This window comes from Neorhizobium petrolearium (assembly GCF_017873175.1).
In the GTDB taxonomy this organism is placed as follows: domain Bacteria; phylum Pseudomonadota; class Alphaproteobacteria; order Rhizobiales; family Rhizobiaceae; genus Neorhizobium; species Neorhizobium petrolearium.
Genome location: NZ_JAGGJW010000016.1, coordinates 64,674 through 85,686 on the forward strand (window position 1 = coordinate 64,674; position 21,013 = coordinate 85,686).

22 protein-coding genes and 1 tRNA gene are annotated in these 21,013 nt (G+C 60.3%); 18 read left to right on the top strand and 5 right to left on the bottom strand.

Annotated elements, in window-relative coordinates; all coding sequences use genetic code 11:
* Positions 1-2: 2 nt before the first annotated feature.
* Both J2046_RS26495 and J2046_RS26500 read left to right on the top strand, forming a co-directional pair.
* A complete protein-coding gene (locus J2046_RS26495) occupies positions 3-1,772 on the top strand; it encodes a branched-chain amino acid ABC transporter ATP-binding protein/permease (RefSeq protein ID WP_210056943.1) in 1,770 nt (589 codons plus the stop codon).
* Positions 1,769-2,482: an ABC transporter ATP-binding protein gene (locus J2046_RS26500; RefSeq protein ID WP_210056945.1), complete on the top strand. Its 714-nt coding sequence runs from the start codon at positions 1,769-1,771 to the stop codon at positions 2,480-2,482. Before J2046_RS26495 ends, J2046_RS26500 begins: the two co-directional genes overlap by 4 nt.
* Positions 2,483-2,488: 6 nt before the next feature.
* On the opposite strand, the gene J2046_RS26505 is transcribed toward J2046_RS26500, so the two are convergent.
* The 3 genes from J2046_RS26505 to J2046_RS26515 all read right to left on the bottom strand — a co-directional run bounded on the left by J2046_RS26505 (position 2,489) and on the right by J2046_RS26515 (position 5,747).
* Positions 2,489-4,045, bottom strand: a complete 1,557-nt coding sequence (locus tag J2046_RS26505) for an LTA synthase family protein (RefSeq protein WP_325169793.1) — start codon at positions 4,043-4,045, stop codon at positions 2,489-2,491.
* Between the two features lie 174 nt (positions 4,046-4,219).
* Complete coding sequence (locus J2046_RS26510; protein ID WP_210056949.1) at positions 4,220-4,966, bottom strand: FkbM family methyltransferase; 747 nt, start codon at positions 4,964-4,966, stop codon at positions 4,220-4,222.
* The gene (locus J2046_RS26515; RefSeq protein ID WP_210056950.1) at positions 4,956-5,747 is read right to left on the bottom strand and encodes a CDP-alcohol phosphatidyltransferase family protein; all 792 of its coding nucleotides are present in this window, start codon (positions 5,745-5,747) and stop codon (positions 4,956-4,958) included. Before J2046_RS26515 ends, J2046_RS26510 begins: the two co-directional genes overlap by 11 nt.
* 273 nt (positions 5,748-6,020) lie before the next feature.
* Between J2046_RS26515 and J2046_RS26520 the strand changes: the two genes are divergently transcribed.
* Genes J2046_RS26520 through J2046_RS26535 form a run of 4 tightly spaced genes read left to right on the top strand, consistent with a single transcriptional unit; the run spans position 6,021 to position 9,254 of the window.
* Positions 6,021-7,022 (top strand): zinc-dependent alcohol dehydrogenase, encoded by a 1,002-nt coding sequence (locus J2046_RS26520; protein ID WP_325169791.1) that lies wholly within the window; start codon positions 6,021-6,023, stop codon positions 7,020-7,022.
* 11 nt (positions 7,023-7,033) lie between these two features.
* On the top strand, positions 7,034-7,432 hold the full coding sequence (locus J2046_RS26525; RefSeq protein ID WP_210056952.1) for a 6-pyruvoyl trahydropterin synthase family protein: 399 nt from the start codon (positions 7,034-7,036) through the stop codon (positions 7,430-7,432).
* On the top strand, positions 7,429-8,472 hold the full coding sequence (locus tag J2046_RS26530; RefSeq protein ID WP_210056954.1) for a glycosyltransferase family 4 protein: 1,044 nt from the start codon (positions 7,429-7,431) through the stop codon (positions 8,470-8,472). Before J2046_RS26525 ends, J2046_RS26530 begins: the two co-directional genes overlap by 4 nt.
* The gene (locus J2046_RS26535; RefSeq protein WP_210056956.1) at positions 8,469-9,254 is read left to right on the top strand and encodes a class I SAM-dependent methyltransferase; all 786 of its coding nucleotides are present in this window, start codon (positions 8,469-8,471) and stop codon (positions 9,252-9,254) included. Before J2046_RS26530 ends, J2046_RS26535 begins: the two co-directional genes overlap by 4 nt.
* Here the strand turns inward: J2046_RS26535 and J2046_RS26540 are convergent.
* Positions 9,213-10,040, bottom strand: coding sequence for a RibD family protein (locus J2046_RS26540; protein ID WP_210056957.1), 828 nt, complete (start codon positions 10,038-10,040; stop codon positions 9,213-9,215). The two genes, J2046_RS26535 and J2046_RS26540, sit on opposite strands and share 42 nt — an antisense overlap.
* A gap of 229 nt (positions 10,041-10,269) precedes the next feature.
* Positions 10,270-10,359 (bottom strand) — tRNA-Ser (locus tag J2046_RS26545).
* Positions 10,360-10,672: 313 nt separating this feature from the next.
* Here J2046_RS26545 and rplU point away from each other — a divergent pair.
* The 12 genes from rplU to J2046_RS26605 all read left to right on the top strand — a co-directional run bounded on the left by rplU (position 10,673) and on the right by J2046_RS26605 (position 20,971).
* Positions 10,673-10,984 (top strand): 50S ribosomal protein L21, encoded by a 312-nt coding sequence (gene rplU, locus J2046_RS26550; protein WP_210056959.1) that lies wholly within the window; start codon positions 10,673-10,675, stop codon positions 10,982-10,984.
* A 30-nt stretch (positions 10,985-11,014) separates the two neighbouring features.
* Positions 11,015-11,284 carry a 50S ribosomal protein L27 gene (gene rpmA / locus J2046_RS26555; RefSeq protein ID WP_037154138.1) on the top strand — a complete coding sequence of 90 codons (270 nt, stop codon included), beginning with the start codon at positions 11,015-11,017 and terminating at the stop codon, positions 11,282-11,284.
* A gap of 130 nt (positions 11,285-11,414) precedes the next feature.
* On the top strand, positions 11,415-12,062 hold the full coding sequence (locus J2046_RS26560; protein WP_210056961.1) for a GNAT family N-acetyltransferase: 648 nt from the start codon (positions 11,415-11,417) through the stop codon (positions 12,060-12,062).
* Positions 12,059-12,646 carry a GNAT family N-acetyltransferase gene (locus J2046_RS26565; protein ID WP_210056963.1) on the top strand — a complete coding sequence of 196 codons (588 nt, stop codon included), beginning with the start codon at positions 12,059-12,061 and terminating at the stop codon, positions 12,644-12,646. Before J2046_RS26560 ends, J2046_RS26565 begins: the two co-directional genes overlap by 4 nt.
* Positions 12,647-12,803: 157 nt before the next feature.
* Complete coding sequence (gene obgE, locus J2046_RS26570; RefSeq protein ID WP_210056965.1) at positions 12,804-13,865, top strand: GTPase ObgE; 1,062 nt, start codon at positions 12,804-12,806, stop codon at positions 13,863-13,865.
* Positions 13,862-15,037, top strand: coding sequence for a glutamate 5-kinase (gene proB / locus J2046_RS26575; protein WP_210056967.1), 1,176 nt, complete (start codon positions 13,862-13,864; stop codon positions 15,035-15,037). Before obgE ends, proB begins: the two co-directional genes overlap by 4 nt.
* Positions 15,030-16,313 (top strand): glutamate-5-semialdehyde dehydrogenase, encoded by a 1,284-nt coding sequence (locus J2046_RS26580; protein WP_210056969.1) that lies wholly within the window; start codon positions 15,030-15,032, stop codon positions 16,311-16,313. Before proB ends, J2046_RS26580 begins: the two co-directional genes overlap by 8 nt.
* 42 nt (positions 16,314-16,355) lie before the next feature.
* Positions 16,356-16,952 (top strand): nicotinate-nucleotide adenylyltransferase, encoded by a 597-nt coding sequence (locus J2046_RS26585; RefSeq protein ID WP_233470322.1) that lies wholly within the window; start codon positions 16,356-16,358, stop codon positions 16,950-16,952.
* Between the two features lie 126 nt (positions 16,953-17,078).
* Positions 17,079-17,546 carry a ribosome silencing factor gene (rsfS, locus tag J2046_RS26590; RefSeq protein WP_052182987.1) on the top strand — a complete coding sequence of 156 codons (468 nt, stop codon included), beginning with the start codon at positions 17,079-17,081 and terminating at the stop codon, positions 17,544-17,546.
* Positions 17,547-17,652: 106 nt separating this feature from the next.
* Positions 17,653-18,135, top strand: coding sequence for a 23S rRNA (pseudouridine(1915)-N(3))-methyltransferase RlmH (gene rlmH, locus J2046_RS26595; RefSeq protein ID WP_210056973.1), 483 nt, complete (start codon positions 17,653-17,655; stop codon positions 18,133-18,135).
* Positions 18,136-18,243: 108 nt separating this feature from the next.
* The gene (locus J2046_RS26600) at positions 18,244-19,650 is read left to right on the top strand and encodes a murein hydrolase activator EnvC family protein (RefSeq protein WP_233470309.1); all 1,407 of its coding nucleotides are present in this window, start codon (positions 18,244-18,246) and stop codon (positions 19,648-19,650) included.
* The gene (locus J2046_RS26605; RefSeq protein ID WP_037154114.1) at positions 19,640-20,971 is read left to right on the top strand and encodes a S41 family peptidase; all 1,332 of its coding nucleotides are present in this window, start codon (positions 19,640-19,642) and stop codon (positions 20,969-20,971) included. The genes J2046_RS26600 and J2046_RS26605 overlap by 11 nt, the downstream gene beginning before the upstream one ends.
* The last annotated feature ends 42 nt before the right edge of the window (positions 20,972-21,013 follow it).

The following is a 21,013-nucleotide window of genomic DNA, read 5'->3' on the forward strand; positions in this document are numbered from 1 at the left end:
CGATGAACATTCGGCGCATACTGCCCGGATTTGTCGGCATCCTTTTCCTGGCGATTGTACCGGTCCTGCCGGTTCCTCCCTTCTGGATCACGCTCCTCAACAATATCGGCCTCGCCTCACTGGTGACGATCGGCCTGGTTCTGCTGACCGGCGTCGGTGGATTGACCTCCTTCGGCCAGGCTGCCTTCTGTGGTTTCGGCGCCTACACGACCGCTGTGCTCAGTACCAATTACGGCGTCTCCCCATGGCTTACCTTGCCGCTGTCTCTGATCGTTGGCGCGGTGATTGCGTTGCCGCTCGGCCTGATCACCGTGCGCCTTTCCGGCCATTTCCTTCCCCTCGGCACGATCGCCTGGGGATTGGCGCTCTATTACCTCTTCGGGAAGATCGATCTGCTCGGCCGCTATGACGGCATTTCCGGCATCCCGCCGATTAAATTCGCCGGCTACCGTTTCCTGAGCGACGGCTCCATCTATTATCTCATCTGGTTTTTCGTGATCGTGGTCGCGATCGGCGCCGGGAACCTGCTCGATTCCCGCATCGGCCGCGCCATCCGTGCGCTGCGTGGCGGCGGTCAGGCGGCCGAAGCCTTCGGCGTCAACATCGTTCGCGCCAAGCTCACCGTCTTCATCTTTGCCGGTGTCGTCGCGGCGCTGTCCGGCTGGCTTTATGCTCATATGCAGCGCTCGGTGAATCCGACCCCCTTCGGCCTTTCCATGGGCATCGAATACCTTCTGATGGCGGTGGTCGGTGGCGCCGGCCATGTCTGGGGCGCGATCTTCGGCGCCAGCATCGTGCTGGTCCTCAAGGACATCCTGCAGCGTTTCCTGCCGGACATCATCGGCACGACCGCCAATTTCGAGATGATCGTCTTCGGCATCCTGCTTGTGCTGATCCTGCAGCTTTCCCGCGACGGGCTCTGGCCTCTCGCGTTGAAACTCCTGCCGAAACGCCCGCCGCGTCCAGTCCCTGCCTCCAGCCGCAAGCTTGCGAAGCGCACACTGGCACCCGCCGGCTCGCCGCTTCTCAAGGTGGAAAAAGCGCGCAAGGCCTTCGGCGGCCTCGTCGCAGTCAATGACGTCAGCTTCGAGGTGAAGGCCGGCCAGATCGTCGGGCTGATCGGCCCCAATGGCGCAGGCAAGAGTACGACCTTTAACCTTATCACCGGTATTGCCTCTCTCACCAGCGGCTCCGTCTTCTACGAAGGCCAGCCGTTGAGGGGAGACAGCCCGCGGCAGATTGCCAGACACGGTATCGCCCGCACTTTCCAGCACGCCAAAATCCTGCCGGACATGTCGGTGCTCGAAAATGTCGCACTCGGCGCGCATCTGCGCGGCTCTGCCGGCGTTTTCCGCAGTTTCTTCCGCCTGGAGCGGGAAGAGGAGGCAACTTTGCTGGCCGAGGCCGCAACCCAGCTCGAACGTGTCGGTCTTGGTCAATATCGTGACCGGCCGGCGGGCGATCTCGCGCTCGGCCAGATCCGCATTCTCGAAATCGCACGCGCACTCGCGGCCGATCCGGCCGTTCTATTGCTCGACGAACCGGCCGCCGGCCTGCGCCATGGCGAAAAGCAGGAACTGGCCAGCCTGCTCCGCAAACTCCGCGAAGAGGGTGTCAGCGTGCTGTTGGTCGAGCATGACATGGGATTCGTCATGGGTCTGGTCGATCATCTCGTCGTGCTGGATTTCGGCACGCTGATCGCCGATGGCCAGCCCGCCGACGTCCGCCGGCATCCGTCCGTGATCGCCGCCTATCTCGGAGGCGTGGCATGAACGGGAACCTCCTCGAACTTTCCAATATCCGAGTTTCCTACGGCCATGCCGAGGTGCTGCATGGCGTTTCACTTGCCATAAAGCCCGGCAGCATCGTGACCGTGATCGGTGCCAACGGCGCCGGCAAGACGACGCTGCTCAATGCGGTGATGGGCATCGTGCCTGCGAAAGGCACGATCCTCTACGACGGCGCATCCGTTCCGCACTCGGTGGAAGCACGCGTCGCCGCCGGCCTCTGCCTCGTGCCGGAAAAGCGTGAACTTTTCTCGACCATGTCGGTGGAGGACAATGTCGAGCTTGGCGGCTTCCTGCGCAACGCTTCGGAACGCGCGCAAACGCGCGAGGAACTTTACACGCGCTTTCCGCGACTCGCTGAACGGCGGAAGCAACTGGCCGGGACCCTTTCCGGCGGCGAGCGGCAGATGCTGGCGCTCGCCCGCGCATTGATGAGCCGGCCACGCCTCCTGCTGCTCGACGAACCGAGCCTGGGGCTGGCGCCGAAGATCGTCGCTGATATTCTCAACATCGTCTCCGAGCTTCGGACGACCGGCGTCTCGATCCTGCTTGTCGAGCAGAATGCCCGCGCTGCCCTGGAGATCGCAGACGAAGGCTATCTTGTCGAGCTTGGCGAAGTGAAACGCTCCGGTCCGGCCGGCGAACTGGCAGTCGATCCGGCCCTGATGGAAAGCTATCTCGGTAGCCCTGCCTAGAGACCGCTAGTCAAAGCTCTCGACCAGTTTCCGGCGGAATTCGTCCATGCGGTAGACCGGCGTGCTTTTCAGAGGGATCATCCCGGCTTGCCAGTTCCAGCCGTCGATGCGTTTCAAGAGCTCTGGATTTCCCGTAACGACATGCATCGGCACATCGCGGGAAGCCCCGTCGCCGGTAACGATCGAGGCCGGCTGATGATCGCCGAGCAGGATGAACAGCGTATTCCTGCCATAACGCGCCATATAGGAACTCAGGACTTCGAGCGTGTAGTCGATCGAGGCAACATATTGCTTGCGGACGCGTTCCGGATCTGCCCAGACGACGGAAGGCGGATCGCCGCTTTCTGCCTGGACATTGAACACGGTGCCGTCACCGACCTGATCCCAGTCGATCAGCGTCGGGATCGGCGTCCAGGGCGCATGGCTGGAGATCAGTGCCATTTCCGCCATGACCGGTCTGTCGCCGGCATCGTTACGCCCCCGGCGCGCCAGCCGCTCGAAGGCTGCAAGTGTGTACTGGTCCGGCATCGTCACCCAATTGAACGGCTTGCCCTTGTAACCAAGGCCATGGGCGTCGTGCACGCTGTCATAACTGAAATAACCGGCTTCCGGCCAGTCCATGGTGATTGCCGGCATCACCGCCGTGGTCCGCCAGCCGGCCGAACGGAACAGGCTGTTGAGACTTCGCCGCTCGCTGGTGATCATCCGGTCGTAACGCGCCTGGTTGTCGATCCAGAGGCCGGAAAGCAGCGTGCCGTGGGCCAGCCAGCTTACGCCGCCGACCGTCGGCGAGGTGAGCCAGCCGCTGCGCGCCTGCAATCCCGCCGCCTCGATTTCCCGCTCCATCAAGCCGAGACGATCGTCGATACGGGTGGCATAACGCGGATCCTCGATCGCGCTGCGGCCATAGGACTCGATGAAGATCAGCACCACGTCCGTGCCGGCGAGCGCCGAGAAATGCCGCCCGGCGGAAACCGGATCCTGCTTCACCTCATCCTCGAACCGGGCAAGATCGGCAACTGAATCTCTCACCATCGCGACGCGATTGACAAAGTAGGGAACGCCCCGTGCCTCTACGCCGAGATTGCGACGATCATGATCCTGGACGATGAAGGCCGCCAACCCGACAAGGAAAAGGATGCCACTTGCAAGGACGGATTTTCGTCGAGCCTCAACGGCTGAATGCCGAAAGCCGTCGAACGACCAGTAAAGCACGACCATCACCAGAAGCCATGCGACGAGGCCGGTGCAGATGATGCCGACCGCCACCGCCACTCCCACCGTACCGCTCAGGAGATTCCATCCGTCCGTCAGGATTTTGAGATCGAGATAGGGATTGAACGGACGCTGGAAGACCATGCCAGTGCCGATATCCGCAAGCTTCAGGAACAGCATCGCGGCAAGAGACAGGGTAACGCCCCACTTCAGGATAGCAAAGCCGGTGCCGTCGAGCACCAATGCGAACAGCACGATGCCGATCACCTCCAGCGGAAACCGGATCTCCGAGACATTGGTGAGTGCCTCCGGACTGGAGGGCAGCACGAGGATCACCGCAACGATCACCAACGCAATTGCGATCCGCGGTAAGGACCGCTGATTTGGCTTGCCGCGCCGGGCGTCCCCTTTGCTTGCATTGTCCTCCTTACGAAAAGACCGGTACTCATTCATTGCCACTCTTTCCGTCAATGCTTCGACTCCACCGGCCATGGCTTTCCGGACTGGGGCGTCGCTGATCCGTCATGCATCACGCCGAGCATAAATATCGCCGGATAACTGCCGCCCCGCCAATCCCGGGAGCTCAGCCAATATGGTTTCGGCCGAGACCCATTCACCATGCGCGAAGCGGTGCCTTTCGCCTTCCACCCGATTGAAACGGTAGGGGCCAAGTTTCCGCATATGGCCAATCGCCTCCTCGGCAATTTCCATCGCCGCCGGAATATATTCGAAAGCGAGCAGCGGGATCGGATGATGCAAGTTGGCAAGAATATCCGCTTCCGCACCTTCCACATCAATCTTGCAGAAGGCCGGCAGACCATATTCATCGATCAACGCGTCGAGCGTCGTCATTTCGACGCGTTCGACGCGGTTCCAGGTGACGTTGCGGAATCCGATGGTCTTCTCCACCTTTGAAATCCAGGACGGTGAGATACTCGTCACCGTTGGATGCCGGTCGGAAATATGAAGATCAACTGTGCCCGGTTGCTTGCCTACCGCCTTACGCACCAGAACCAGTTCTTCGCCGGCAAAAGACCGCGCGATAAAATCGGCAAATAGCGGCTGCGGTTCCAGTGCGATGACCTTGGCACCGAGGGAAAGAAGCGTCCGACTGCGATTGCCCGCATGTGCGCCGATATCGAAGATAAGATCGCTGGGCCTGATGAACTCGGCATAGAATCGTTTCAGTGAAGACCGTCGCCAGGGCTGGCCATAATAAATGAGCAGTGAGCGCGCAAGCCCAAGCGAAGCCGATAAGTCATGACGCATGTTCGCCTCGACTTGCGCGCAGAAGGAAAATCACATCCCACGCGAAGGAATAGGCAAGCGTGGCCAGCGCCCCCGCCGCAAGCATGGTCGAAACGGGCGGCATAACGAACGGGAACAGCATCAGACACAGTGCCGCCCCCTGCACGACGCAGATCAGCTTGCGGCGCACGGAAGGCGGCAGTTCGCCCTGCAGCCTGGGGATGATGCTTTGTGCCGCGCCATAAGCATAGCGCATCAGGCCGATCAGCAGGACCCAGATGCCCGCCTTGCCGAGTAGAAAAGCGGCAATCGACAGGAAGAGTATCAGCAAAGCATCGACTTCCATGTCAAACCGAGCGCCGAAACGCGAAGCGGTACGGGTTCGGCGGGCAAGATGGCCGTCGACACCATCCAGGGCGAGCGCGAACGCAACGATCGAGCCAATGAGCCACAAAGCTTCGGCGCGGGAGGCTTCGCCGAACTGATCGGACACAAGCACCACTCCGCCTACGACGGCAGTAATTGCCGCCCGCACCGTCGTCGTCATATTCGCCGCGCCGAAACGGCCATGCCTGTGCGCGTGAAGATTGCCGAGCGCGATTGCGCAGATCGCGGCATAGATGACGAAGGCTGTGCCGATGGCAATCGTGTCCATGCCGAGACGATCTCCGAAACGATCCATGGCGACGACGAGCACTGCGGCAACCGACACCATCACGGCAAAGGCGTCGAGCGAGAGCATGCGGAAAGCCCTGCGGGCCGCCATTTCGTCCGGATGGCCGGGATTCATCCATTCGACCATCGGACCCGCCTTTCGCCGGCATGGGGATCGGCTGTCCAGCATCCAGCTCTGACGCGGCCTCTATGTCCGTTCCAAAGCTGATATGGCACATTCATGACAATCTCCTCCCGCACAATAGATGGACGAGAGTACGCAGAATCGCCAATGCCGGATCGGAAAAACAACGTCAAATAAACGTGATACGCTATACCCACAGCTTCGACCTTCTGCCCCCCTTGCTATCGCCGTTCAAGCCTCTAGGTGTGATCGGAGTTAATTTGAAAGGCCTAATATGTGACAAGGCGCGAGACAGTTCAGCAACCGGTGGGAGAGGAGAGCAGCCGTGCGCTGTGGTTCGAGGAGCCGGGTCGCTGCGTACATCGCAAGGAACCGCTTCCGCCGAAACGCGAAGACGATGTCCTGATTCGCACGCTTTATAGCGGCATCAGCCGCGGCACTGAGTTGCTTATCTTCCGCGGACAGGTGCCGGAAAGCGAATATCAGCGCATGCGCGCTCCGCACCAGGCTGGGCAGTTCCCCTTTCCCGTGAAATACGGTTATGCCGCCGTCGGCGTCATCGAGGAAGGACCGGAGGCGGCCATAGGCAGGCTGGTCTTCTGCTTGCACCCGCATCAGGACCGTTTTCGCGTGCCAGCCTCAGCGGTGCATACATTGCCGCAAAACCTTCCACCGCAGCGAGCGGTATTGGCTGCAAACATGGAAACAGCACTCAACATCATCTGGGATGGTGGCATTCAGCCAGGTGATCGGGTGGCGGTCTTTGGCGCTGGCGTGGTCGGACTTCTGGTCGCCTGGATCGCCTCGCGGATCGCCGGCACGGAAGTCATGATTTCCGACATCGAGCCGGAACGCGCCGAGATTGCCCGGGCTCTCGGCCTTCATTTCGTGCTGCCTGAGGCAATGCAGGATGATTGCGATGTCCTGATCAACGCCTCCGCGTCTTCCGCGGCCCTGGCAAAAGCGCTGAGCCATGCCGGCTTCGAAGCCCGTATAGTCGAAGCAAGCTGGTACGGTGAAAGACACGTCGAGCTTCCTCTCGGCAACGCCTTCCATGCCAAACGGCTCTCCATCGTCAGTTCCCAGGTTGGCGCATTGCCGCCCGGACGACGGGCTCGCTGGGATACGCACCGCCGCATGACAAAAGCACTTGAGCTTCTGGATGAAGACCGGCTCGACCACTTGATTTCAGGCGAGACCTCGTTCGAAACGATGGACCATGATTATCCCGGCATTATTGGCTCGTCTGCCACGCTCTGCCACCGCATCCGCTACTGAGGGAAATTTGCATGTTCGCCATCGAAGTCCGCGATCACATCATGGTTGCGCATAGCCTCCCCCGACCGGTCTTCGGTCCCGCCCAGGGTCTGCATGGCGCGACATTCACTGTGGATGCAGCTTTCTTTACCGACAATCTCGACGAGAACGGCCTTGCGGTCGATATCGGGCTTGCCACCGATGTGCTTAAGGAGGTGCTGGCGCCGTTGAACTACCAGAACCTTGATACACTGGATATTTTCGCTGGAAAGGTGACCACGACGGAATTCCTGGCGAAGCACATCTTCGATCGCATCGCCGAGGCGATTGACAACGGCCGGCTTGGCGGGGGCGGTCAGCGCGTCCGCAAGCTTAGGATTATACTGAATGAATCCCACACCGCACGCGGCTGGTACGAGGCTGAGTTGTGAGCCGTGATCTCATCTTCGCCTACCCGGGCGACATCGAAACACGCACCGGTGGTTATGGATATGATCGGCGCGTGATCGCCGCCCTTCGCGATATCGGCTGGAATGTCGAGCCGCTTTCTCTTGGCGAGGGGTTTCCGAACCCGAGCGCAACCCAGCTTGAAGCAGCCGATCGGATGCTTTGCGAGCTTCCTGAGAACAGCCTTGTGCTGATCGATGGTTTGGCTTTCGGCGTCATGGACGAATGTGCCATCCGCCAGGCAAAGCGGCTCAAAATCATGGCGCTGGTGCATCATCCACTGGCTCTGGAAACTGGGCTCGAACATAGGCAGCAAACGACCCTTGCCTCGTGCGAAAAAACCGCGCTGGCCCAGACCCGCGGGATAATCGTCACGTCGCATACCACCGCGGCCGAACTTTCTGCCAATTATGCGGTGCCGGCGGAGAAAATCACGGTCGCCATTCCCGGCATGGATCCCGCGCCTCTTTCAAAGGCTCGTGGCGAGCCGCCCCTGATCCTCAGTATCGGCACGCTGACCCCCCGGAAGGGCCACGACGTGCTGATTGCAGCGCTGGAAAAGCTGTCCGATCTTTCCTGGAACTGTCGCATTGTCGGCAGCAGGACGCTTGATCCCGACACCTCGGCTGCGCTGGAAAGGCAGATCATCCAATCGGGGCTTGGTGATCGGATTGAGTTCGCTGGTCAGATCGACGATCCACGCAACGAGTTTTCCAGGGCCGATATTTTCGCGCTGGCCAGCCGCTACGAGGGCTACGGCATGGTTTTTGCCGAAGCGCTTGCCCAAGGCCTGCCGATCGTCGGCTGCGCAGCGGGTGCCGTACCCGACGTCGTGCCGAGAAGCGCAGGCTTCCTTGTTCCTCCGGATGATCCCAAAGCATTTGCTGCGGCTCTGCGCCGGCTGCTGGACGAACCGGAAACCCGAATCGCTATGGCGGACGCTGCGGCGACTGCCGGCGCCAAATTGCCCTCCTGGAGGGATACGGCCGCTATCATCTCCGACGTCCTGGAGGCCGCATCGTGAGTGGCTTCGACAAAAATTGGCTGGCACTTCGGGAACCGGTAGATGCCCGTTCGCGTGACAAGGCTTTGCTGGCCGCCGCAGCCGAAACCATCGAGAGCGCTCCTGGCAGCACCATCCTTGACGTCGGCTGCGGGACGGGCGCGACCTTCCGTGCACTTGCGCCGAAAGTTGAGAGGAAAGTCCACTGGCGGCTGTTCGATAACGACAAGCGGCTGTTGGATGAAGCCCGCCGGCTTCATGGTAACGCGGTCGAGCTCATCCGCTGCGATCTCAACAATATCGAAGCACTGCCGTTGACGGATGCGAGACTGGTAACGGCATCGGCATTGTTCGACCTCTGTTCCGAGCAATTCATCCGCCGGTTCGCCGAACGGATTTCCAGGACCGGTATCGGCCTTTACGCCGCACTGAACTACGACGGGGAAATGACTTGGTCGCAGCCGCATCCGCTGGACCAGGCGATCGCAGGAAGTTTCAACGCGCATCAACTGAGTGACAAGGGTTTCGGCGTTTCGCTTGGGCCGGCCGCTTGGAAGACGCTGGTCGAATGCCTGAAGGAGAGGGGCTATACGCTGCAGGTTGCCTCGTCTCCATGGATCATGACGGCAGCCGATGCCGGTCTGCAGCGGTTATTTATCGATGGCGTTATCCGCGCGATCTATGAGTACGGCCAACTTGACGAGGCTGAAATCCGGGATTGGATCAAATTTCGGTATCGGATGATTGACCAGCCAGACAGCTTATGCCGTGTCGGTCACCAGGATATTCTCGCATCCCGGTGAGCCGCTCTGCTGCCGGACTTCGATCCGCAGATTGCAGTCGAAGAGGATATCTGTGCCGATATTGTAGACTTGGATCTTCGGACGACGCGCCTCTGAAAGCCGGTCGATCGGCGGAAGCCGGATTCCGGTAGGCCCCGAACCGATGATGATCGGTGAAACCGACACATGCAGCCTGTCAACCAGTTCCGCGTCGATGAAACGGGAAATCGTCCTGGCGCCGCCTTCCACGAGCACTGTGGTCAGAGAGCGCTCGGTGAGCACGGCCAGGATATCGCGCGGCGAAAGCCCGCCATCGGCGCGGCGTGGCAGCCGGATGATTTCGTGCTTGCCGTTGCGGAGCGGCACGTCGTCCGCCTGCACGACGAGAGCGGGCATGCCGCCGTCATGCAGCATTTTAGCGCGTTCGGGCATGCGGCCGTTGCAATCCACCACGACCCGAACCGGGCTTCTGCCGCGGACTGCGCGGACGGAAAGGCTCGGATTGTCGGCGACAACCGTCCCCACACCGACGATAACCGCATCCACCAGCGCACGGCAGCGGTGAAGATGAGCGATCCCGTCGGATCCCGAAACATTCTGGGCGTCACCCGCCGGGGTTGCGATGCGCCCGTCCAGCGACTGACCAACCTGAGCCAGCACAAACGGTCCATCACGTAGCGCGATCGGCTTGTAAAGCGTCAGACAGGAGATATCGACATCCGCGGAAGATCCGACCGGCCGAGACCAGTTTTCGCGAAGCGAAAGCAGATGCTGCCACAACTCGTCCGTCATTCTGACTGGTTGCATATCCCACCTCGCTGTCCCGCCGGAAAATGGAAATGCGGGCACCCGTAAAAGGTTCCTCTCCGAAGGGAGATGTCATTGTAATACGCGCGCAGATTTCACCAGATCAACACTCCGTTAATGCGGCCACCATTGCAAATGCCTTGCGAATATCGGCAGCGGCAACGCCGACTATAACATCCGCTGGCGCCCGAATTGGACTTACGGCTTCTGGAGATGAAAGGAATGCTGATGGCGGAGAGGGTGGGATTCGAACCCACGATACGGTTGCCCGTATGCCGCATTTCGAGTGCGGTGCTTTCGACCACTCAGCCACCTCTCCGCTTAAAGATGTGACGCGTTGGTCAGCGCGGCGTTCTCATAGCGATGAAAGATGGAGCTGGCAAGGGGCGAATATCGAGACAAGCTAAGCTTTTACCTTGACAGTTTTTTGTCTGTCGCGTATCCCCGCACGCGATCAGGCGTGGAAAAGATTCCATGCCTCTTTGTTTGCATGACGCTTTGTTGCTGCCATGCGGATTTCACCGGCAGGCAAGTTCAAAAGATTTTCTCTTTCGAAACCCTGCCATAGACCGACTGACAAAAAGACGGCCGTCCCTTCGGACAGAGCCGGACCGAACATGAAAGGATAAAAAATGTTCGCAGTCATCAAGACCGGCGGTAAGCAGTATCGCGTGGCAGCCAACGACATGCTGACCATCGAAAAGCTGGAAGCCGAAGCTGGTGCAGTAATCGAGTTCAACGAAGTCCTGGTCGTCGGCGAAGGCGCCGATGCCAAGATCGGCGCCCCATTCGTCAAGGGTGCGACGGTCAAGGCAGAAGTGGTTGAGCATAACCGTGGCAAGAAGGTTCTTTCCTTCAAGAAGCGCCGCAGGCAGAATTCCAAGCGGATTCGCGGCCATCGCCAGCATCACACGGTTGTCCGCATCACGGACATTCTCGGCTAATCAGGGTTTCGAAGGTAAAGGAGAACACCAATGGCACATAAGAAAGCTGGCGGTTCGTCGCGTAACGGTCGCGATTCCGAGTCCAAGCGCCTTGGCGTGAAGAAGTTCGGCGGCGAAGCCGTCATTCCGGGCAACATTATCGTGCGTCAGCGCGGCACGCAGTGGCATCCGGGCCAGAACGTTGGCCTCGGCAAGGACCACACGATCTTCGCACTCGCCGCCGGTAACGTGTCCTTCCGCACGAAGGCGAACGGCCGAGTATACGTGTCCGTCATGCCGAAAGCGGAAGCAGCGGAATAAGCCGGTAGCGCTCTAAAACAGCCGGCGTCTCATCGACCCGGCTGAAGCGCAAAGTTCAGTCAGAAGAAAAGGGAAGATGGGGCGCCACCCACCTTCCCTTTTTCTTTAACCTCAGAGAGGAGACTGAACCATGCAAGGCGAATTACTGAGGGCGCGCCAATCCCGGCCGCCAGAGGAACGGCCCAAGGAACCGCTAAGACCCGAACGGTCGAGGAGCGATTGCCCCGTCTTACTGTCGCAGAGACTGGTTCTCCGCGCGCCCCATGAAGAAGACATCGACGCCCTTGCCCATCTCGCCAACAATGCGAATATCGCGACCATGGTGTCGCGTATGCCGCATCCCTACACGGCAAAAGACGCAGCCGATTTCGTACGACGTGCGAAAGCCGGCGAGATTGGCAAGTGCGTCTACGCCATCACGCGAGGCGACAACGGCGCCTTCCTCGGTTGTTGCGCGCTGGAGCCCCACCAGGACGAGCGAACGTTGGAGATCGGCTACTGGCTGGGCGAACCCCATTGGAACAGGGGTTACGCCACCGAAGCCGCGCATGTGCTGATCGACATGGCCTTCCGCACGCGCAACCACATCGATTACATTGATGCGCGTTGCCGGGTGACCAACATCCCGTCGAAGCGGGTGATCCAGAAATGCGGCTTCCAGTTCCAGGGCACCGGCATGATCGATTGCATGGCGCTCGGCGGCATGGTCGCAGTCGAATGGTTCCGGCTCGACCGCAAGACCTGGATGTCCTTGAGAAGCTGGGGAGAACTGAGATGAACGCTGCCGTTCTCCAGAAGAGCGATTCTGTCGTCACGATGCCAGGCCCCTGCCCCGTCATCATCACCGAACGACTGGTCCTCAGGCCTCACAAACTCTCCGATGCGCCGGCGATCGCCGAATCGCTCGGCGATTTCAAGGTGAGCCGCATGTTGTCGAAAGTGCCGCAACCCTATGATCGGCAGGATGCGCTGGACTGGATCGCCCCGCAGACCTCCGGCATACTGCCGGACTGGGCGCTGGCGATCACGACCGGCGACGATACTCATATCGGCGTCGTCGCGATCGAACTCCGTCGTGGTGAGTGGCATCTCGGCTACTGGCTCAACCGCTTCTACTGGGATCGCGGTTACGTGACGGAGGCGGCCGGCGCAGCCTTGGAGCGTTTTTTCCGACGGATGCCCAATACGGCGATCCGCTCCGGGGCCTTTGCGGACAATCTCGCGTCGCTGAATGTTCAGCGGAAGCTCGGTTTCCGCATTACCGACGCGGACCAGATCTTCAGCATGTCGCGCAACCGCATGGTGCCGCATATCGAAACCGCGATGCTGCCTGAGGACTTCCGGCGGCTTCGGCGGCCGTAACCTATATGATGATAGGTCCGGCGGGAGAGATTCCCCCGGGCTGGTTGCCGGGGGATTCATGATAATCTTTGACCTCTGTTCCAACCGGCGATATCGAAACCCACCGGATGCCTTGTCAGATGAGGCCCCCGATCAACGCAAAACTGACGGCGAAAACATGAAATTTCTCGACGAGGCAAAAGTCTACATACGCTCCGGTGACGGCGGCGCGGGCGCGGTCTCGTTCCGTCGAGAAAAATACATCGAGTTCGGCGGACCGGATGGCGGTGACGGCGGGCGTGGCGGCGATGTCTGGGTGGAAGCGGTCAACGGTCTCAACACGCTGATCGACTTCCGGTTCCAGCAGCACTTCAAGGCCAAGATCGGCACGCACGGCATGGGCAAGAACCGCACCGGTGCTAATGGCAGCGACGTGACACTGAAAGTACCGGTTGGCACACAGATCTTCGAGGAGGACAACGAGACGCTGATCGTCGATCTCACGAAGGAAGGCCAGAAGTTTCGGCTCGCCAAGGGCGGCAATGGCGGCTTTGGAAACGCCCATTTCAAAACCTCGACAAATCAGGCGCCGAACTGGGCCAATCCCGGCCTTGAAGGTGAGGAAAAAACCATCTGGCTGCGGCTGAAGCTGATTGCCGATGCCGGCCTCGTGGGTCTGCCGAATGCGGGCAAGTCCACGTTCCTGGCAGCCGTGACGCGGGCACGGCCGAAGATCGCCAACTATCCCTTCACCACGCTGCATCCGAACCTCGGCGTCGCCTCGATCGACGGACGTGAATTCGTGCTGGCTGACATCCCCGGATTGATCGAGGGAGCCCACGAAGGCGTGGGTATCGGCGACCGGTTCCTTGGCCATGTGGAACGCACCCGCGTGCTGCTGCACCTCGTCTCGGCAGTCGAGGAAAAGGTCGGCAAGTCTTACAAGACCGTAAAAACGGAACTCGAGGCCTATGGCGGAGGACTGACCGACAAAAGGGAAATCGTCGCGCTATCGCAGATCGACGTGCTCGACGAGAAGGAACTCAAGAAAAAGGCGAAGGAACTGGAGAAGGCGTGCGGCCAAGCGCCGTTTCTAATCTCGGCTGTTACCGGCAGGGGCATGACCGAGGTCCTGCGTGCCCTTCGTGACGTCATCATCGAAGCGAGCGAGGGCGAAGAGACGGCATTGCCCGACCGTTCTTTGCCGATCGAGGATTTCGGCGAGGGGAGCGACGAATGACCCCCCGAAAACCGCTCGCCAGCCACCGCCGTATCGTCATCAAGATCGGCTCTGCCCTGCTCGTCGACCGAAAGGCGGGCCTGAAGTCGCAATGGCTCGATGCGATCTGCGCCGACATAGCCGCGCTGAAGATGAAAGGCATTGACGTTTTGGTGGTCTCCTCCGGTGCGATCGCCCTGGGTCGCACCGTGCTCGACCTACCCTCCGGTGCCTTGAAGTTGGAGGAAAGCCAGGCAGCAGCAGCGGTCGGCCAGATCGCGCTCGCACGCGCCTGGTCGGAGAGCTTGTCCCGCGACGGGATCGTGGCTGGGCAAATCCTGCTGACGCTCGGAGATACTGAGGAGCGCCGCCGATATCTCAATGCCCGCGCGACAATCAACCAGCTGCTGAAGATCGGCGCCGTGCCGATCATCAACGAGAACGACACGGTCGCCACGACTGAGATCCGTTATGGCGACAACGATCGGCTCGCCGCCCGTGTCGCGACCATGACCAGCGCGGACCTCCTCGTTCTGTTGTCCGATATCGATGGGCTTTATACGGCTCCACCGCACCTCGATCCGGATGCAAAGTTCCTGGAGGCCATCCCGGCAATCACACCGGAGATCGAGGCCATGGCCGGCGGCGCAGCTTCGGAGCTTTCGCGTGGCGGCATGCGCACCAAGATCGATGCGGGCAAGATCGCAACCGGCGCAGGCTGCGCCATGATCATCGCCTCCGGCAAGGCCGACCATCCACTGCGCGCCATCGAAGAGGGCACGCGTTCCTCCTGGTTCGCGCCTTCCGGCACGCCCGTGACGGCACGAAAGACCTGGATCGCGGGCCAGCTTCAGCCGGCAGGCGAACTTTTCATCGATGAAGGCGCGGAAAATGCGCTTAGCGGGGGAAAAAGCCTGCTGCCTGCAGGCGTGCGCCGCATCGGCGGGCATTTCCATCGCGGTGATACGGTTGCGATCATCGGTGTCGACGGGCGCGAGATTGCCCGTGGGCTGGTAGGCTATGATGCCGACGAGGCTCGCCAGATCACCGGCCGCAAGTCCGGCGAGATAGAGGCGATCCTCGGTTATACAGGCCGTGCCGCCATGGTTCACCGTGACGACCTGGTGATGACCGGACCGATACGGCGCAAGGCGAAGAAAGAGGATCGCAAGGAGGATACCGCCCATGCTTGATAAAGTTGCAAACGCGGCCGACGTCGCCGCCATCATGGACGAGATCGGCCGCAATGCCAAAGCGGCGGCCAGAGAGCTTGCCACGGCCTCGACCGAAGCCAAAAACAAGGCGCTGAATACCATGGCGGATGCCATCCTTGCCGCAAGGGACAAAATCCTCGCCGCCAATGCCATCGACCTGAGACAAGTCGAAGGCAAGGGATTGCTTCCTTCCTTCATCGACCGGCTGACGCTGACTGAAAAAGGCATTGCTGGCATGGCCAGCGCCTTGCGAGAGATTGCCGAGTTCAAGGACCCGGTCGGCGAAGTGATCGCCGCCTGGGATCGGCCGAACGGTCTCCATATCGAGCGGGTGCGCACACCACTTGGTGTCATCGGCGTGATCTACGAGAGCCGCCCTAACGTCACGGCCGATGCAGGTGCGCTTTGCCTCAAGGCCGGCAATGCGGTAATCCTGCGCGGCGGCTCCGATTCCGCCCATTCATCGAAGGCGATCCATGATTGCCTCGTGGCCGGCCTCAAAGCTGCCGAACTTCCCGAACACGCGATCCAGATCGTCCCGACGACCGATCGCGCGGCGGTTGGTGCCATGCTGTCGGGCCTCAACGGTGCCATCGACGTCATCGTCCCGCGCGGCGGCAAAAGCCTCGTCGCCCGCGTACAGAACGAAGCACGTGTACCGGTCTTTGCCCATCTCGAAGGCCTCTGCCATATCTATGTCGATGCTTCCGCCGATCTCGAAATGGCGAAGAAGATCGTCGTCAACGCCAAGATGCGCCGTACCGGCGTCTGCGGCGCGGCCGAAACGCTGCTCATCGACAGCGCCGCGATCGGCACGCACCTGATGCCGATACTCGAAGCGCTGACGGAAGCCGGCTGCGAAATCCACGCCTCTGCCGCGGTGCTGAAGGTCTTTCCCGGTTTCAAGCCGGCGACCGAGGAAGACTGGCGCACCGAATATCTCGACGCGGTGATCTCGGTCGCAATCGTCGACGGCATTTCCGGGGCGATCCGCCACATCAACACCTATTCCTCCAACCATACAGAGGCGGTGATCGCCGAAGATCTGGAAGTCGTGGCCCGCTTCTTCAACGAAATCGATTCCGCGATCCTGCTGCACAATGCCTCGACCCAGTTCGCAGATGGCGGCGAGTTCGGCATGGGCGGCGAGATCGGCATCTCGACCGGCAAGATGCATGCCCGTGGACCGGTCGGCGTGGAGCAGCTGACGTCCTTCAAATATCTGGTGCGCGGCACCGGCCAGATCCGGCCCTGATTCCACGTGAGGCAGGAAACGATCGATCCACGCTATCTCGACATGCCGCATGTGGAGCGCGGCATGTCCGTCGGTCTGTTCGGTGGTTCCTTCAACCCGCCGCATGAGGGACATCTGCTGGTCGCCGAGATCGCGCTCCGCCGTCTCGGGCTCGATCAGCTGTGGTGGATGGTTACGCCCGGCAATCCGCTGAAGAGCCGTTCCGAACTTGCATCGCTGACGGACCGCCTCGCCATGAGCGAGAAGCTGATCCATGATCCGCGCATCAAGATCACTGCTTTCGAAAAGACGCTCGGCGGTTCATATACGGCCGACACGCTGGCCTCCGTAAAAGCCAGGAAGCCTCATGTGCATTTCGTCTGGGTCATGGGCGCCGATAGCCTGAAGACCTTCCATCTCTGGCAGAAATGGCAGGAGATCGCTTTCACCTTCCCGATCGCCGTCATCGATCGCCCCGGTTCGACGCTTTCCTTCCTGTCGTCGAAAATGGCCCGTACCTTCGACTATGCCCGCGTCGATGAGGATGATGCCGGTACGCTGTGGAAGCGCAAAGCCCCTGCCTGGACTTTCATCCACGGACCTCGCTCGGCATTGAGCTCCACTGCAATCCGCGCTGTCGACGGACAGAAATCCGGCTAGGGACAGGCCAGCCAGCCTTCGAATGACGCAATCATGAAGATTTTACCCGACGCGATCACCTTTTCGGCCTCTCTCTTGAAAGATTAATCATTCGATGCCACCTTTCTCAAAGCGACCGAGTCTTAAATCGGATTCGCGGAAAGTGCATGTTGCTGTTACCGGAAGAAAGGACAGACCCTGACAACAGTACACGCCAAGGGAAAGACGGCTCCCGTCCTCCCGCAGAGCCTGGAACGTGGCGCCGATGCCGCCGCCCGCGCTCTCGAACTGGTCCTCGCAAGTCTCGAGGACTCCAAAGCAGAAGATATTGTCACCATCAACATCGCCGGAAAATCAGCGCTCGGAGACTATATGGTCGTTGTCTCCGGACGATCGAGCCGGCATGTCATGGCCATCTGCGATCACCTGATTTCCGACCTTAAGGACGAGGGCCTGGGTGCACCTCGCGTCGAAGGCCTGGAAGCTGGCGACTGGGTGCTGATTGACACTGGTGACATCATCATCCATGTGTTCCGCCCTGAAATCCGCGAGTTCTACAACATCGAGAAGATGTGGGCCGCTCCGGATATCGAGGAAGGTACACTGCTGCACTGACAGATTTGGGCGCATCCTGAACCGGTCTGGCTGACGTCGAATTCGAGGGCCGAGCATACGCTCGCCGTCAGGATGGGATTTCGACCGCTAAAAAATGGATCAGGACATGCGGATAAGCCTTTTTGCGGTGGGACGGCTGAAAGCCGGGCCTGAAAAGGATCTTGCGTCCCGATACCTTGATCGCTTTGCCAAAGCTGGCCCGGCGGTGGGTTTGGAATTGTCCAAACTCATAGAAGTCCAGGAGAGTCGCGCGGCCAATCCCGAAACGCGCAAGCGTGAAGAGGCCGTCGCTCTTGAAAAAGCACTCCCGGAAGGCGCGGTCCTCGTCCTTCTCGATGAACGCGGCAAGGCGCTCGACAGCGAGGCGTTCGCCGGCCTCATCGGCCGCTATCGCGACAACGGCAAGCGCGACCTGATGCTGGCAATCGGCGGCGCTGACGGGCTTGACCGGGAATTGCGCTCACGCGCCGATGTGGTGCTCAATCTCGGCTCCATGACCTGGCCGCATCAGCTCGTGCGCATCCTTATTGCCGAGCAGCTTTATCGTGCCGTCACCATTCTTTCCGGCCATCCCTATCACCGCGTGTAAACACTTCATTTAGATTCAAACACGATGTTGTTTATGGCCTCGTCGGGCAAATCAGCTTACGCTTCCTCGATCCGGCAGAGAATCGGAGCGGGAATGAGAGTAACAGGGATGACATCGTACCGACATGCGCTGCTTCTGGCGGCGGGTTTCGGTTTTGCCCTGATTCCGCCTCTTGAACCCTCCAGCCTGGCACGCGCTCAGGATGCCGATATGCCGGCACCGCCGCAGGCCGGATCACCTGCAGCCGCCATGGTCGATCCTACAGCCGACCTGCAGCGCCGGCGCAACGAGACGCGCGGCGAGCTCGAAGTTCTGGCCAAGAATATGAAGCTTTCGGCCGATAAAGTGGCCGCGATCGAAAAGAACATTGCGGATATCAAGAAAGACAACGCCGATGTCCGTCAAGCCCTGATCGACTCCGCTGCACGTCGCAAGAGTCTCGAAACGAAAATCCTGGACAGCGAAAAGAAAATCGCCGAGCTCAAAGTCGAGGAGGACGGCATTCACGCCTCGCTGCGCAGCCGCCGCGCTGTTCTCGCAGAGGTACTCGCAGCGCTTCAGCGAATGGGACGCAATCCTCCGCCGGCGCTTCTGGTCACGCCCGACGATGCATTGGCATCCGTGCGCAGCGCCATACTGCTTGGCGCTGTCGTACCTGGCATGCGGGACGAGGCCAACGAGCTGGTCGCCGATCTCCAGTCTCTTGTCTCTTTGCAGGCAGCCGCCCTCACCGAGAAGACGAACGTCTCCAACACCATCGCCGAAAGCCTCGAAGAAGAGCGGCGTATGAACCTTCTCCTCGCTGAAAACGAAAAGTTGAACAGGCGTAACATCGCCGACCTGGATGCCGAACGCCGCCGCTCGGAAGAGCTTGCCGGGCACGCCGATACGCTTGAAAACCTCATCCAATCGCTTGAAGGCGAGATCGCTTCCGTCCGCGAGGCAATCGACAGGGCACGCCTCGAAGAGGAGCGGCGCCGCCTCCTTTCGGAAGCCGAGCGCGAAAGGGCCAAAAAGCTCGCCGAAAGCGGCGTGCCTGACAAAAACCGTATTGCGCCCGCATATGCGTTTTCGAGCCTCAAGCAGAAGCTGGAGCTTCCGGTCGCTGGAGATGTATTGCGTTGGTTCGGTGACCCCGACGGGACAGGACATACGGCAAGGGGCATGACTATAGCTTCGAATCCCGGAGCAGTGGTTACGGCGCCTACGGATGGTCTCGTCGTTTTTGCCGGTGCGTTCCGAAGCTATGGACAGACGATCATCCTCAATGCCGGAGACGGATACCATCTGGTCCTGACCGGCATGGATGAAGTGAATGCGCGGCAGGGCAAGTTCGTCTTCGCAGGCGAACCCATCGCCGTTATGGGTGAGAAAAGAGTGGCAAGCGCAATGGCATTGGCGCTGGAAACAGATCGTCCAACGCTTTACATTGAATTCCGAAAGGACGGCACTCCGGTCGATTCCAGGCCGTGGTGGACCGCAAAGGAAACTGGAAGGGCACGAAATGATTCGTAGGGCTTCTCTTGTCATCGTCGGGGCGCTCATGGGTGCGACAGCGATGAGCGTGATTTACTCGGCCGGTGTGCCTGCGCAGGCGGCCGGTCCTTCGACCTACAAGGAATTGTCGATCTTCGGCGATGTGTTCGAGCGGGTCCGTGCTCAGTACGTGACGCCGCCGGACGAGGAAAAGCTAGTAGAAAATGCTATCAACGGCATGTTGACCTCGCTGGACCCCCATTCGAGCTTCATGAATGCCAGAGATGCTGAAGATATGCGCACACAGACGCGCGGCGAGTTCGGCGGCCTCGGCATCGAGGTGACGATGGAGAACGAACTCGTCAAGGTCATCGCGCCCATCGACGATACGCCCGCCTCGCGCGCCGGCATCCTGGCCGGTGACTTCATTTCGGAGATCGACGGCCAGCCGGTACGCGGCCTGAAGCTTGAAGATGCCGTCGAAAAGATGCGCGGTGCGGTCAACACGCCGATCAAGCTGACGATCATTCGTCAAGGCGCCGACAAGCCGCTCGATATCACCGTCGTGCGCGATATCATCGCGGTCCGCGCCGTAAAATCCCGCGTTGAAAACGGTGACGTCGGTTATGTCCGCGTTATTTCCTTCACTGAAAAGACCTACGACGACCTGGAAAAGGCGATCAAGAAGATCAAGGCGGATGTACCGGCCGACAAGCTGAAGGGCTACGTCCTCGACCTGCGCCTTAATCCTGGCGGTCTTCTCGACCAGGCGATCAACGTTTCCGACGCCTTTCTGGAACGCGGCGAGGTTGTTTCCACACGCGGCCGCAATGCAGACGAAACCCGCCGCTTCAATGCCGGCCCGGGTGATCTGACGGACGGAAAGCCAGTGATCGTACTCGTCAATGGTGGCTCGGCTTCCGCTTCGGAAATCGTCGCCGGCGCATTGCAGGATCTGAAGCGTGCGACCGTTCTCGGTACGCGCTCCTTCGGCAAGGGTTCGGTCCAGACGATCATCCCGCTCGGCGACGCCGGCGCGCTGCGTCTGACCACCGCTCTGTATTACACGCCTTCGGGTAAATCGATCCAGGGCACTGGCATCAACCCGGATATCAAGGTTGAGCAGCCACTGCCGCCGGAACTGCAGGGCAAGGTCCGCGCCGAAGGTGAGTCCAGCCTGCGGGGCCATATTCCGGGCGCCGCCGAGACGGAGGAAGGTTCGGGCTCCGTCGCTTATGTGCCGCCGGAAGCCAAGGACGACATCCAGCTCAACTATGCACTGGATCTGCTCCATGGCGTGAAGACTGATCCGTCCTTCCCTGCGAATCCGGATAAGGCTGCGGCCGCCATCAAGAAGTGACAAAATCCGGACCGGCCAGCGTAGCGCGTTGCCAAGACGCCT

What these genes read in the sequence shown, in the direction of transcription:
- J2046_RS26560 (WP_210056961.1), top strand. Translation starts at nt 11,415, where the DNA reads ATGCAAGGCGAATTACTGAGGGCGCGCCAATCCCGGCCGCCAGAGGAA.
- J2046_RS26600 (WP_233470309.1), top strand. Translation starts at nt 18,244, where the DNA reads ATGACATCGTACCGACATGCGCTGCTTCTGGCGGCGGGTTTCGGTTTT.
- obgE (WP_210056965.1), top strand. Translation starts at nt 12,804, where the DNA reads ATGAAATTTCTCGACGAGGCAAAAGTCTACATACGCTCCGGTGACGGC.
- J2046_RS26495 (WP_210056943.1), top strand. Translation starts at nt 3, where the DNA reads ATGAACATTCGGCGCATACTGCCCGGATTTGTCGGCATCCTTTTCCTG.
- J2046_RS26510 (WP_210056949.1), bottom strand. Translation starts at nt 4,966, where the DNA reads ATGCGTCATGACTTATCGGCTTCGCTTGGGCTTGCGCGCTCACTGCTC.
- J2046_RS26585 (WP_233470322.1), top strand. Translation starts at nt 16,356, where the DNA reads ATGCCGCATGTGGAGCGCGGCATGTCCGTCGGTCTGTTCGGTGGTTCC.
- rpmA (WP_037154138.1), top strand. Translation starts at nt 11,015, where the DNA reads ATGGCACATAAGAAAGCTGGCGGTTCGTCGCGTAACGGTCGCGATTCC.
- J2046_RS26565 (WP_210056963.1), top strand. Translation starts at nt 12,059, where the DNA reads ATGAACGCTGCCGTTCTCCAGAAGAGCGATTCTGTCGTCACGATGCCA.
- J2046_RS26500 (WP_210056945.1), top strand. Translation starts at nt 1,769, where the DNA reads ATGAACGGGAACCTCCTCGAACTTTCCAATATCCGAGTTTCCTACGGC.
- J2046_RS26580 (WP_210056969.1), top strand. Translation starts at nt 15,030, where the DNA reads ATGCTTGATAAAGTTGCAAACGCGGCCGACGTCGCCGCCATCATGGAC.
- J2046_RS26525 (WP_210056952.1), top strand. Translation starts at nt 7,034, where the DNA reads ATGTTCGCCATCGAAGTCCGCGATCACATCATGGTTGCGCATAGCCTC.
- rplU (WP_210056959.1), top strand. Translation starts at nt 10,673, where the DNA reads ATGTTCGCAGTCATCAAGACCGGCGGTAAGCAGTATCGCGTGGCAGCC.
- proB (WP_210056967.1), top strand. Translation starts at nt 13,862, where the DNA reads ATGACCCCCCGAAAACCGCTCGCCAGCCACCGCCGTATCGTCATCAAG.
- J2046_RS26540 (WP_210056957.1), bottom strand. Translation starts at nt 10,040, where the DNA reads ATGCAACCAGTCAGAATGACGGACGAGTTGTGGCAGCATCTGCTTTCG.
- rlmH (WP_210056973.1), top strand. Translation starts at nt 17,653, where the DNA reads ATGCGGATAAGCCTTTTTGCGGTGGGACGGCTGAAAGCCGGGCCTGAA.
- J2046_RS26515 (WP_210056950.1), bottom strand. Translation starts at nt 5,747, where the DNA reads ATGGTCGAATGGATGAATCCCGGCCATCCGGACGAAATGGCGGCCCGC.
- J2046_RS26605 (WP_037154114.1), top strand. Translation starts at nt 19,640, where the DNA reads ATGATTCGTAGGGCTTCTCTTGTCATCGTCGGGGCGCTCATGGGTGCG.